11 protein-coding genes are annotated in these 12,102 nt (G+C 52.2%); 9 read left to right on the forward strand and 2 right to left on the reverse strand.

The window, feature by feature from the left end; genetic code table 11:
• Positions 1-179: 179 nt before the first annotated feature.
• The 4 genes from AB1L42_RS08810 to uvsE all read left to right on the forward strand — a co-directional run bounded on the left by AB1L42_RS08810 (position 180) and on the right by uvsE (position 2,814).
• Complete coding sequence (locus tag AB1L42_RS08810; RefSeq protein WP_367053443.1) at positions 180-767, forward strand: hypothetical protein; 588 nt, start codon at positions 180-182, stop codon at positions 765-767.
• 141 nt (positions 768-908) lie between these two features.
• Positions 909-1,331 carry a protein tyrosine phosphatase gene (locus AB1L42_RS08815; protein WP_367053445.1) on the forward strand — a complete coding sequence of 141 codons (423 nt, stop codon included), beginning with the start codon at positions 909-911 and terminating at the stop codon, positions 1,329-1,331.
• A gap of 158 nt (positions 1,332-1,489) precedes the next feature.
• A complete protein-coding gene (locus tag AB1L42_RS08820; RefSeq protein WP_367053447.1) occupies positions 1,490-1,918 on the forward strand; it encodes a TspO/MBR family protein in 429 nt (142 codons plus the stop codon).
• Positions 1,915-2,814, forward strand: a complete 900-nt coding sequence (gene uvsE, locus AB1L42_RS08825; RefSeq protein WP_367053449.1) for a UV DNA damage repair endonuclease UvsE — start codon at positions 1,915-1,917, stop codon at positions 2,812-2,814. Before AB1L42_RS08820 ends, uvsE begins: the two co-directional genes overlap by 4 nt.
• Positions 2,815-2,957: 143 nt before the next feature.
• On the opposite strand, the gene AB1L42_RS08830 is transcribed toward uvsE, so the two are convergent.
• On the reverse strand, positions 2,958-3,797 hold the full coding sequence (locus AB1L42_RS08830; RefSeq protein WP_367053451.1) for a PP2C family protein-serine/threonine phosphatase: 840 nt from the start codon (positions 3,795-3,797) through the stop codon (positions 2,958-2,960).
• Between the two features lie 170 nt (positions 3,798-3,967).
• Between AB1L42_RS08830 and AB1L42_RS08835 the strand changes: the two genes are divergently transcribed.
• Positions 3,968-5,230: a PQQ-binding-like beta-propeller repeat protein gene (locus AB1L42_RS08835; RefSeq protein WP_367053453.1), complete on the forward strand. Its 1,263-nt coding sequence runs from the start codon at positions 3,968-3,970 to the stop codon at positions 5,228-5,230.
• A 42-nt stretch (positions 5,231-5,272) separates the two neighbouring features.
• Here the strand turns inward: AB1L42_RS08835 and AB1L42_RS08840 are convergent, their stop codons facing one another.
• Positions 5,273-5,668, reverse strand: coding sequence for a DUF4345 family protein (locus tag AB1L42_RS08840; RefSeq protein ID WP_367053455.1), 396 nt, complete (start codon positions 5,666-5,668; stop codon positions 5,273-5,275).
• Positions 5,669-6,118: 450 nt separating this feature from the next.
• Here AB1L42_RS08840 and AB1L42_RS08845 point away from each other — a divergent pair, with 450 nt between their 5' ends.
• From AB1L42_RS08845 to AB1L42_RS08860, 4 genes are all read left to right on the forward strand, one after another.
• Positions 6,119-8,617 (forward strand): DUF1588 domain-containing protein, encoded by a 2,499-nt coding sequence (locus tag AB1L42_RS08845; protein WP_367053457.1) that lies wholly within the window; start codon positions 6,119-6,121, stop codon positions 8,615-8,617.
• On the forward strand, positions 8,614-9,969 hold the full coding sequence (locus AB1L42_RS08850; RefSeq protein ID WP_367053459.1) for a DUF1552 domain-containing protein: 1,356 nt from the start codon (positions 8,614-8,616) through the stop codon (positions 9,967-9,969). Before AB1L42_RS08845 ends, AB1L42_RS08850 begins: the two co-directional genes overlap by 4 nt.
• A 115-nt stretch (positions 9,970-10,084) precedes the next feature.
• Positions 10,085-10,615, forward strand: coding sequence for a hypothetical protein (locus tag AB1L42_RS08855; protein WP_367053461.1), 531 nt, complete (start codon positions 10,085-10,087; stop codon positions 10,613-10,615).
• Positions 10,616-10,760: 145 nt separating this feature from the next.
• The gene (locus tag AB1L42_RS08860) at positions 10,761-11,702 is read left to right on the forward strand and encodes a DUF1731 domain-containing protein (protein ID WP_367053463.1); all 942 of its coding nucleotides are present in this window, start codon (positions 10,761-10,763) and stop codon (positions 11,700-11,702) included.
• The last annotated feature ends 400 nt before the right edge of the window (positions 11,703-12,102 follow it).

Genomic DNA, 12,102 nt, shown 5'->3' on the forward strand with positions numbered 1-12,102 from the left:
AGGTTGTTCTCAACAAGCGGTGTTCTCGCCATGTGGTGGACGATTTAATACGGTCCTGCGTTCTTCGGGATGATATAAATGGCCACGAACGGTGGCCCTGCTTCACACTAGAATTGAACGGGCGGTTGATTCTCAAGAAAACAGTGTTGTGCCGGCCGGGATCGTGCGGTTTGAAGCGAATGAATGATAAACACTCACCAGCTGTGATTTTCACGATGTCCGGACTTGCGTCTGGGCTTCTGTCTGGATTGTCAGTCGTAGTACCGGGGCTTGTCGTTTTTGTTCCCGGTTTCTTGTTTGGAGGAGCGCTCTGTTTTGCAATTCAGAAGTCACTGACCCCCATTGCTGTTGGGCAGCAGTTGGTCCTGATTGTTGTTTCAGGGGTCGCCTATTTTCTGGCAGAAATTGGAGGACTTTTCTTCGGGGCATACCTACTCGGAGTCGACAATGGGTTGTTTGGAGGAGCCATCGTTGGTGCGATCAGCGGATGCATCGGGGCGACGCTTCTCGTATTTCCACTCATTACTTTCGTCGAAGAATCACAACCTGAGTTGACACTCCTCTTGACGCCATTTGTCGGAGCGATTCTGGGTTCAGCGTTTATGGTGATTGGAATCTTCATTTCGGACCACACGCCGATTGGTCACCCTTGGGACGACTTTCTTGTGTTTCCGATGTGGCAGGGCGGAGTTGCTGCCACAATGGGCGTGCTGTGTGATCCCGAAAGCGATCGCATGAGGGACCTGGATGAAGGGGAAACGATTTAGCAGTTGCTCAACCACGACTGCCCGTTTCAGTCACAGTGTTTGTCGCCATTGAGTGCTTTTTTGAATTGAATGCTGATTGTACTCTTGGACTTGTGGCGTCAGATGGCGTTCGGATTGTGATTCTTGCGGAGGACTTTGGGAATGGATTTCATTGCTTCGCACTCTCTTTGGATCGGGCATGCGGGAGATGGCCGTAATGTCAGGGCGATTTGCAACCGTGGCATTGAGGCTGTTCTTCAGTTGGCCACAGAAGAACCTTCGCTCGTTCTTCCTCGTGAAATCCTTCAGTTCCGCATTCCGATTTTTGACGGAGAAGGAAACGAACGGAGTCGCCTCCGGCTCGCTGTCAAAGTCCTGTCTCACCTGATTGAGTCACGCGTTCCAACTCTCGTGTGCTGTAGCGCCCGTGCCAGCCGGTCTCCAGCGATTGCTGCACTTGCCATCGCCCAGCTTGAGAAACGGACACCGCAGGAGTCCTTGAAGTTCATTCGTGAGCATCATCCCACTGATGTTTCGCCTGGACTTTGGAACGAATTGCTTACATGCTTCACTGAAGACAGGTGACTCCAGATTGAGTTCGTCTATTGCTTTCTGGTCGCGGATCGTGTTGAAGTTTTCCTCCATCGTGTAAGACGGATTTCCACCACGGCGATTGGCCGGGCAATTGTGTTTGACTTGCCGGAAACGCAGTGTGTGCTTCAATACTTTCAATTGAGAGCGGAGTGTTTTACGAATTGAGAGTCGAAATGAATTGGATGGAGTGGTATCAGCAGCTTGAAAAACCATCGTGGACGCCGGAGCCGTCGACGATTGGTTTCATCTGGCAGTGCTTGTATCCAGTCATCTTCATCACATTTGGTTTCGTGTTTGTTCAGGCAATCAGACGGAAGATTTCATGGGCAGTTGCATTGCCGTTCGGGATTAATCTGTTGGCCAATTTGATGTTTACGCCGATTCAATTCGGGCTTCGGAACTTACCCTTGGCTGCTTTCGACATCTTGATTGTGTGGGGAACAATTATCTGGATGGTCGTGGCTGTGTGGCCGTACTATCGTTGGATTGCTTTGGCTCAAATCCCGTACTTCGTCTGGGTCTCGATTGCGACGGTGCTGCAGTTGTCGATTACGATTTGGAATTGGGGGCAGGCATGATTCGGCTCGGACTCTGCTGTGTCTTTCGTGACGAGCCGATTAAGTTTCGAAACACCACAGCGAAAGCGACCTCGAAGCTCAATCGCCAAGACGCTTTGGAAAAGCTCGCTGGTCTGTGCATGACGAATGCGAATGCTCTGCACGAAGCTCTTCAATACTGCGCTGAAAATGATATTGGTTGTTTTCGGGTGAACAGTCAGATCCTCCCACTCAAAACTCATCCGGATTGTGGATATGAGATTGAGGAATTGCCTGACGGTGAAGATATCGTTCGACGTTTTAAAGAGTGTGGGAAACTCGTCGAAAAGCACAGTCTGCGGACATGCTTTCATCCCGATCAGTTCGTGGTGCTGAACTCACAGAAACCGAATGTGGTTGAAGCCTCAATTCGTGAGATCGAGTACCAGGCCAAAGTTGCGGACTGGATCGGCGCTGATGTCGTTAATATCCACGGTGGGGGAGCATACGGCGACAAAGAGAAAGCCTTGGCTGATTTTGAGAAGGCTCTCGACCGCTTATCTTCCAGAGCAAGAGAGAAATTGACTGTCGAGAACGACGACCGGACATTCTCCCCGGAAGATCTGCTGCCAACCTGCAAGTCGGCAGGTATTCCATTCGTTTATGACGTGCATCACCACCGCTGTCATGACGATGGACTTTCAATCGAAGATGCGACAAGTCAGGCAATTAAAACGTGGGATCGCGAGCCGCTCTTTCACATTTCCAGTCCCCTCGAAGGTTGGGACGGCCCGAAGCCTGAACGCCATCACGACTTCATTGACGTGAATGACTTCCCAGATTGCTGGCGAGAAATGAGTCTGACCGTTGAGGTTGAGGCCAAAGCGAAGGAATCGGCCGTGCTGAAGCTCCGAAAAGAGTTGTCATCGCAGGGGTAAGCCGCGTGATGACATTCTGGTTGGTTAGTGAGAACGTTTCGTTAGTAAACTCGTCGGTCGTTACTTCTCGTCGAAGTTATTTCCATTAGGAAAGCAAAAAGCTTGAAGATTCTAAGATCGCGAGTTGAGCCGTGGTTTCGTTGTTAGCTTCGTCCCGTAAGGCGATTGAGTAATCGAAAAGGGGCGAGGATTTCATTTTTGAATGAGACTCGAGTCTTGTTTGCTCGAGTCAATAGGATTGTGACATCATCATCCTGAAGGTTGCGTGGGCTGAGTTTTTTCAGCGATTCAAGGATAGCAGGGATCAGCGACTCAGGTGTTTGTTCGGGGAGTGAATTGAGCAGGTCGAGCAATCCGTCCGTTCTGAGTTGAGTATCGCTTGCGTCGTCGTACGATTCATACAATGCATCGGTATAGCAGAGGACCATATCGCCTTCAGCGAGACGGCAAGCAGTCGACCGATAAGGGTGGTTTTCATCGATCCCGAAGGGCAGATTGTTCGCAACAGGTTCGTTGCTGTCTGAAGCGAAGCATTCCCAGATTTTTTTTAGAGCGTTGAATTTCAGTGGCAGCGGGTGGCCAGCTGCGCAAATTGTCAGTCGACGAGTCGGCAGGAAGTAGGTGCCAACGACAGCTGTCGCGAATCTGCCAATCGCTGACACTCGCTCGAATTCCTGATTGACCGAATTCACAAGTCGAGAGTGATCAATCAGATTGACATTCTGCCGCACAATCTGCTTCAACGATTCCGCCGTCGGCGACGCTTCTTCTCCATGCCCGCTGACGTCTCCCACGAGCAGGCGAGTCGTTCGTCCGGATGCACACGAGGAGAGATAGTAGACGTCGCCCCCTTGGTCATCAGAGCCGAGCGGCTCGGAGTAAACCCAGAGATCGAGTCCAGGAACATTGAAGTGGGACCATGTCGAGCTGTTTCCACCCCAGACCTCCATGCATTGCATCGTTTCGCGAACAGCTTCGGCCATGGTATGCAATCTCGATTCAATGTGGTTGGGATTTCTTTCAAGACTATAGTCGCTTGAGAAAGTTGGGACAGTGCGCGATTCGCTTCACGACTCAAGTCGTCAGGTGAAAAAAACAAACAGCGGCCCGGAAACACGATTACAAATTCGCACGGGAAGAGGAACCACTAAGAATGAGACAGCATCTCCTCACAGGATCGCTCGTCGCGTTGTTTGCGCTTAGCGGTCAGTTTTCACTCGTCGCTGAGGACGCATTGCCAGCCTGGAATCAGTGGCGTGGGCCTCAACGAGATGGCATTGTCGAAGGGAAGCAGTGGCCCGATTCCCTAAGTGAGGATGTATTAAAGCGGAAGTGGCGGATTGAATTGCCTCCGAGTTACTCGGGGCCGATTGTTTCTGACTCCGCGGTTTTCGTGACCGGTACGGAGAACGGAGAGTTCGAGGTGGTTTACGCTCTTGATCGCAGCAGTGGCGATGAACTCTGGAGAGCGAAGTGGCCCGGCGCGATGACCGTTCCGTTTTTCGCTGCTGCGAACGGAAGTTGGATTCGATCGACACCGGCGTTCGATGGTCAAAGCCTGTTTGTCGCTGGAATGCGGGATGTTCTCGTTTCTTTAAATGCAGAGACTGGTGAAGAACAATGGCGAGTCGACTTCGTCTCGCAGCTTCAGACACCATTGCCGTCGTTTGGTTTTGCCAGTTCACCATTACTCGATGGAGACTGGCTTTACGTCCAAGCTGGTGGCTCGTTTATTAAACTCGATAAGAAGAATGGGAAGATTGTTTGGCGTGTACTGATCGAAGATGGCGGCATGATGGACAGTGCGTTCTCCTCGCCGATCATCACGACTCTCGCTGGGAAACGTCAGCTTGTTGTACAGACTCGGCAGAAACTCGCAGGGGTTGATCCCGCGACTGGTGACGTACTTTGGGAACAGGAGGTGCCGAGCTTTCGAGGAATGAACATCTTAACTCCCGTGCCGTTCGAAGATGGCGTGTTCACCAGCACTTATCAGAACAAGTCGTGGTTGTTTCAGTTATCCCGGGCTGGCGAGAAGTTCACCTGCGATGAACTGTGGGATAACAACGCAATGGGTTACATGTCGACTCCGGTTGTCATTGACGGGCATGCTTACCTGCATTTACAAAACCAGCGATTTACCTGCATCGACTTGAAGACGGGTGAACGCAAATGGACGTCCACACCGTACGGGAAGTATTGCAGCATGATTGCCCAGAACGACCGCATTCTGGCACTCGATGAACGAGGACAGTTGCTGTTGCTCAAGGCGAATCCCGAAGAATTCGAACTGCTCGATGAAAGAAAAGTATGCGAAGGTGAAGCCTGGGCTCACCTCGCTGTTCATCGAGATGATGTCATTGTTCGGGAGCTGAATGCTGTCAGCCTGTTTCGCTGGGCCACGGAGGACGAGTGATTGCGGCGGCACTCCTGGATGAAAGTGTTCAAGTTTGTGAATTCATTCTTCCAGTTTCGGTTCTGACTTCGAAAAGAGAATCGCTGCAATCAAGAAAATGACCCATTCCGTAGCGGCGAGGGAGTACGTCGTCGTCTCAAAGCCGGTGTAGATGAAAAAGCCGATCGACCGAAACAGGACGAGACTGGAGTGGACGACAAGGCAGATCGCCAGCGAAATTCTGGTGTCGTCTCGTTTGAGGAGTGGCCACAAGAAAATGAGTCCTAAGGCGACTTCGAGGCCGCCGTACACTGTCAAAAATTCTGATTGGCCTTGCCCGGGCTGAAGTACGAAGCCGACCGAGTCTGACGTGGCTTGTGGGGCAATCGAGCACCAGACTCCCAGTCCGATGTAGGCGAAACCAAGCACTGCCAAAAAGAATCGCGATACAGTCGTCATTCCAGTTCCCTCTCCGATTATCAAAACGCTGCTGATGCAGACGCTGAGTTCATCCAAGCAAAACCGCTTAAAAGATCATCTCAACTTGAGAGTCCGTTGAATCGTAGACAGCATCCCATTGCTGTCATTCAATTTGGATGGAGCCTAGCCAGTTGTTCCAGATCTCACTTCGTTCTGAGAAATATGCGGTGAATGCTTCAGTCAGGAGGGACGGTTCGCGCCATGTGATCAACAACTTCGACTGGACTCTCGATGCTGGCCCGTCGTCCGATCAGAGAAACTCAATGATTGCCGTTTCGCATTTAAATGGTATAATAGTGGGAACGGACTTGCCTTCCGATCTCACCCACCACGCAGCGTAAGTTCAACATATCAACAGCTTTGCGGACTCGCTGGCTGTTCCCTCCATGTTGCTGAACGTCATAATCTGCGCAATTAGAGTGATTGCACATGTCTGCCCTAAGAACAGAGTTCCATTACAGCTCGAATCCAATTCCCGCTCGATCTCTCTTCCGGAGCGTGAGTCAGGTGAGAATTGTTGCCGTGGCGTTGCTGGCCGTGATGCTTTCAGCCTCGACGTTGCAAGCTGACGAAACTGCCACAGGCGAAAAGGTCAGCGAGGCTGATACTTTGATGGCCAAGGGGCAGGCGATTTGGATGGAGTCTTGCGCGATTTGTCACGGTGACACGGGAGAGGGCGTTGCAGACTCGTACGCGACTCCGCTGGTCGGTGATAAGACGATTGGACAGCTCGCGGATGTGATCACGAAAACGATGCCCGAAGGTGAGCCGGAAGTCTGCGATGGCGAGGACGCACTGGCTGTCGCGACCTGGATTCATCATTCGTTCTACAGCGAAGCGGCTCGACTGCGCAACCGCCCGCCGAAGGTGATGTTGACTCACTTGACCACGAATCAGGTCAGGCAGAGTCTGGCAGACCTCTACGGTCACGGACGCGACAGCATGTGGCGCGAAAACAAACGCGGCCTGAATGCGATGTACTTCAACGGATCGAGGTACAAGAGAGAGGAACTCAAGATCGAACGCGTTGATCCCGTCATTCATTTCGACTGGGGAAAAGAGAGTCCCGGCGAGGGGATTGGCTCGGAAGCTTTCTACGTACAATGGCGAGGAGGGCTGAAAGTCGATGAGACAGGGCGATATGAAATCGTCATGAGATCGACGGCCGCATTCAAAATGGACTTCGGTCGATTCGGCAGAGAGTTCATCGACAACCACGTCCAGTCAGGCGACAAGACCGAGTTTCGAGAAACATTGACGCTGATCGCAGGCCGAGTTTACCCCATCGAAATCGATCTCTATCAGCGAGAGCGAAAGACCGAACAGCCACCGGTTGTCGTGAGTCTCTCCTGGGTTCCACCCCACGGAGTCGAAGAGATCATCCCTACTCGCAATTTGATCCCCACATCGCCACCAGCCACATTCGCTCTGCAAGCGAATCTTCCTCCTGACGATCGCAGCTACGGTTTTGATCGTGGTTTGGCGATTGATCGAAGCTGGGACGAATCGACGACAAAAGCAGCTGTTGAGTTTGCAACAATTGCTGTGAACGAACTGTGGCCGAACTACCAGCGAAGTCGATCGAAAGAGCCTGATGAAAATCGGTCGAAGCTCCGCAAATTCGTTTTGGACATCGCGGAAGTTGCGTTCCGAGGTCCGCTCAACGATGAAGAACGAACGTTCTATGTTGACGAACAGGTCGATGCGACTGAAGACGATGCCTTGGCAATCAAGCGTTGCCTCCTGGCGATCCTGAAGTCACCACGCTTCTTGTATCCCTCCCTCGATCGAGACCGTTCGGAGAGTCAGCGAGCCGCCAACAGGCTAGCCCTGACGCTCTTTGACTCCCTACCCGTCGACAAAGATCTGATCGAAGCTGCCCGAAAGGACAAGCTGCAAACAGAAGACCAGATTCGGCAGATGGCCAAGAAAATGGTCCGAGACTACCGCTGCGAGGCGAAGTCTCGGGAAATGCTTCAGGAGTGGCTCAATCTCAGCCACTTTGCCGAAGTCTCCAAAGACAGTGAATTGTATCCGGACTTTGATCGAGAACTCGTTGCTGATCTCCGGGACTCGCTCCATGCGATGCTCGATGACGTGATTCTGAGTTCTGAAAGCGATTACCGGAAATTGTTCTCTGCCGATTCTCTGTACTCGAGCGATCATTTGGCCGCGTTCTACGGGGAAGGCTGGTCACGTCCCGAAGTTGAAGAGACAGCGGCCGAAACTGGGGCAGAAGAATCGGAATCAGAATCGAAGAGTTCCGAATATGTCGGTTTACAGCCCGTCGATGAATTCTTCAAAGTGAAAGCGAATTTCCCGTACAATCAGGGCGTCCTCTCTCATCCTTACCTGATGACTGGTTTGGCTTACACCGATACAACATCCCCCATTCACCGCGGGGTTTTCCTCGTCCGCTATATGTTGGGACGAACATTGCGACCGCCGAATGAAGCCTTCACGCCTCTCAGCCCAGACCTTCATCCCGGACTGACAACTCGTCAAAGAGTTGAACTTCAGACCAGCCCGGATTCATGTCAGGTCTGTCACGTAAAGATCAATCAATTGGGCTTTACGCTAGAGAGTTTTGACACCGTTGGTCGATTCAGACAAATGGAAGCAGAGAAGCCCATCGACACTTCCGGAAGCTACACGGATCGAACCGGAGACACAACGACATTTGCCGGATCGGAAGATTTGGCGAAATACCTCGCGGAAAGTGACGACGCTCACCGTGCTTTCGTCAACCGTGTGTTCCAGCATTTTGTGAAGCAACCCATCGCCGCTTACGGACCGGAAACCCAAGATCACTTGACTGAGGTGTTCCGTATGGGAAACTATAATTTGCAGAACCTCCTTGTTGAAGTCGCAGTCATTGCTGCGATGCCTCCCTCCACATCCTCCTCCAAGCCCACCGAAATCCAATGACTCACTACTCCACACGACGTGAATTTTTGAAACAGGCTGGAATAAGCGCAGCGGGTATTCAACTCGCTATGGGGCTACCGAGCTTGGCATCTGCACTGACAACAGCTCCAAATCGACGTCAACGGCTGATCTTTGTTTTCAGCCCGAATGGTGTCATTCCAGATCACTTCTGGCCGGAAAAGCTCGGCGCTGATTTCGAATTCAAAAGAATTCTGAAACCGCTTGAGTCATTCCGCGATCAAGTGATCACGATGCACGGCGTCTGCAATCGGATCAAGGGTGACGGCGACGGACACATGCGCGGGATCGGCTGCCTGTTGACCGGAATCGAATTGTTCCCCGGCGACATCCAGGGCGGTTCGGACACGCCAGCTGGCTGGTCCATGGGTGTTTCTGTTGACCAGTTCATTAAAGGGAAACTGCAGGCAGATCCACGAACTCAAACACGGTTCGGATCGCTGGAATTCGGCGTGATGGTTCCCGATCGAGCCGATACATGGACACGCATGTCCTACGCCGGCGCAAACCAGCCAATGGCTCCGATCGACAATCCTTACCAAATGTTCGACAAGCTGTACGGCCAGCAGAAGAACCGTCAGATGCTCGCCAGCGTCTTGGACGGTCTGCAGGATGACTACCGCCGCTTGTCGCAGATGATCAGCACTGAAGATCGCCGACTTCTTGAAGAGCACATGGAGTTGACGCGGCAGCTGGAGAAAGACTTGAAGACCGAACTCTCGGCTTCGAAGTCGGAAGTTTCACAGACGGCCGAAGAAGCTGGCCACGCAGTGCCAACACTTCCAGCGAACATTGAAGAAGAGAATGAGAACATGCCTCTTCTGACGAAGATGCAGATCGATCTTCTCGTCAACGGTTTCGCCGCAGACTTCGCTCGCGTCGCCACGTTCCAGATCACGAACAGCGTCGGGCAGCCTCGCATGAAGTGGCTCGGAATCGAAGAAGGCCACCATTCGCTGTCTCACGAACCTGACAGCAATGAAGAGTCTTACGAAAAGCTGATCAAGATCAACACCTGGTACTGTGAGCAGGTTGCCTATCTCGCTAAACGGCTCTCCGAAACTCCAGAACCGGGTGCGGACGGCTCAATGCTCGATCACACAACGATCGTGTGGACCAACGAGTTGGGTAAAGGTAACTCACACACTCGCAACAACATTCCGTTCGTGATGGTCGGTGGAGGACTCGGTTGGAAGACCGGCGTCGCTCACGACTTCAAGAGCGTGCCGCACAACCGACTGCTCATGAGCTTCTGTGAAGCTATGGGCTATCCGGTCGACTCGTTCGGAAACCCAGACTTCTGCAACGACGGTGTCCTCACTGGAATTGCGTAGTCAGCACCTCAGCCTGTTCAGCTGAGGACTTGCTTCAATACAAAACGCTTTCACCAGGCGATTGCGCGACACATGTCAGCGCAATCGCCTTTTTCAATGTTTCCGGGTGTAGAGCATGTCGCCGATCACATATCCGGCACCCTGGCCACCTCCAAGCAGGAAGCCAGATTTCTATGATCGCATCCCAGTTGCGGGAGAGATACTTCGATCAATTTGTGAACTCGCAACGGGCAGTGCCTATTGGAAGTCACAAAACGAGATCGCGAATCAGATTGAAATCCAACTCCAGGCACGTAGCGGGGAGCGTTTCGAGTGGCCAGCTCACGATGAACATCAGATCGTTCTCGAAGCACTCCAGGAAACGGTCTGCTTCTGGAAAGGAGTTGATCAGTTTTGCCCTCATCCAGACGACCCGGCAGTTCTTCTGTTTTGGGGACCATTTGATGACTTGAGCCCCCTCTGTTTTCAAACCGCCTTGGAGAAGAAGATCGAGCGGCGACCAATCCCACATGTTTCGGAATGCATTTTCGGCCCGGTCCCTCCCTTAGGTTTCTACGATGTCGGCAAAGCTCTTTCCTCAAAATGTACGATCGGCGAAGTGCTCAACTTTTACGTCAACTGGATGATCGAAGACATCAAAAGCTAGGTTCAACTGGTATGACGATTGATACATTTCGGTTTTGAGGTAGTTAGAAGCACACACCACATCCCGCGTGTGATTCGACGATCCGGTTAAATTCAATTCTGGAGGACGGTTGATTCGGTGAAGAAAATCCATCGGAGTTCACCGGATGCGCGGACCACTTGAGAAGCAAAAAGTTGTGATTGCTGGCGGGAGTGGTTTCGTCGGGCTGTCACTCGCCAGACATCTTGCTGATCGTGGAGCATCCGTTGTGCTCTTTTCACGGACTCTGCCGAGAGTCGACGGGCCTTGGAAACATCATCGATGGGATGGACGAACTCTGGGCGACTGGGTGGAGCAACTCAACGGAGCGAACGGTCTCATTAACCTCGCTGGCCGAAGCGTTGACTGCATAAAGACTCCAGATCATCAGGATGAAATCTTGCGTTCGCGAGTCGAATCGACACGAATTCTTGGAGCAGCCCTGCGTACTCTTTCGTCTCCGCCGAGCATATGGGTGCAGATGAGCACAGCCCACATTTATGGGGATCCACCGACTTTGCTTTGCGATGAAGACACAGCCCTCGGGTACGGTCTGGCCCCAGACGTCGGACGGGCCTGGGAACAAGCGTTCCATGAGAGTCTTCTACCGACGCAACGTGCTGTGATTCTGAGGACCAGTTTCGTATTGGGACGAGATGCAGGTGCGGGGAGTGGCGCTCTGAACAAGTTGGTTCCGCTGGTTCGATTCGGCCTCGGTGGGACGGTTGGAAGCGGATCGCAGGGAATGAGCTGGATTCACTATGAGGACATGAACAGGCTGTTCGAAAGAGGACTCACGAACCCTGACATGCAGGGCGTGTATATCGCGTCAGCTCCGAATCCAGTCTCTCAGGCTGAATTCATGCGGGAGCTCCGTCGAGCAGTGGGCATGCCGATCGGCCTTCCCGCAGCTTCGTGGATGGTCCGAATCGGTGCAAAACTACTTCTACGAACAGATCCAGATTTGGCACTCTACGGCCGGTACGTCCATTCCAGGCGCCTCGAAGAAGAATCGTTTCAATTCTGCCAGCCAACCATTCGAGAGGCATTGCACGACGTTTTGAGCTGAAGCTCCGAGAATTGCCTGCAGCACCAAACGCCTCAGTTTGAGATCATCCCACTGTTGCTGCGAAGACCTGATCGGCGAAGTAAACTGTTGCGTGAACTCAGGAATTAATTGCGTTTCTCTCGTTCAGCCCAAAAGAAAACCCCACGGTCGCGGAATTCGCCACCTTGGGGCTTATAAATTTTTCTGAACCTGAGGTTCAAGTTAGGTGAACATAGCGGGAAGGTCAATTCTCGACAAAATGAACTTTGAAAACTATGAGCGGGGGGTGAATAGTTTCTGTAAGACTTTGGAGTGGGCATTCTTCTCGGTAGGCGATTCGGATAGAAGGCCGTGAGATCTGTTCTATTGCATGTTGACCAACTAATCACAGGAGTCAGTAGCACGGTGTGCCTCATCTGCG

Origin of the sequence: Thalassoglobus sp. JC818, from assembly GCF_040717535.1 — a bacterium.
Classification (GTDB): domain Bacteria; phylum Planctomycetota; class Planctomycetia; order Planctomycetales; family Planctomycetaceae; genus Thalassoglobus.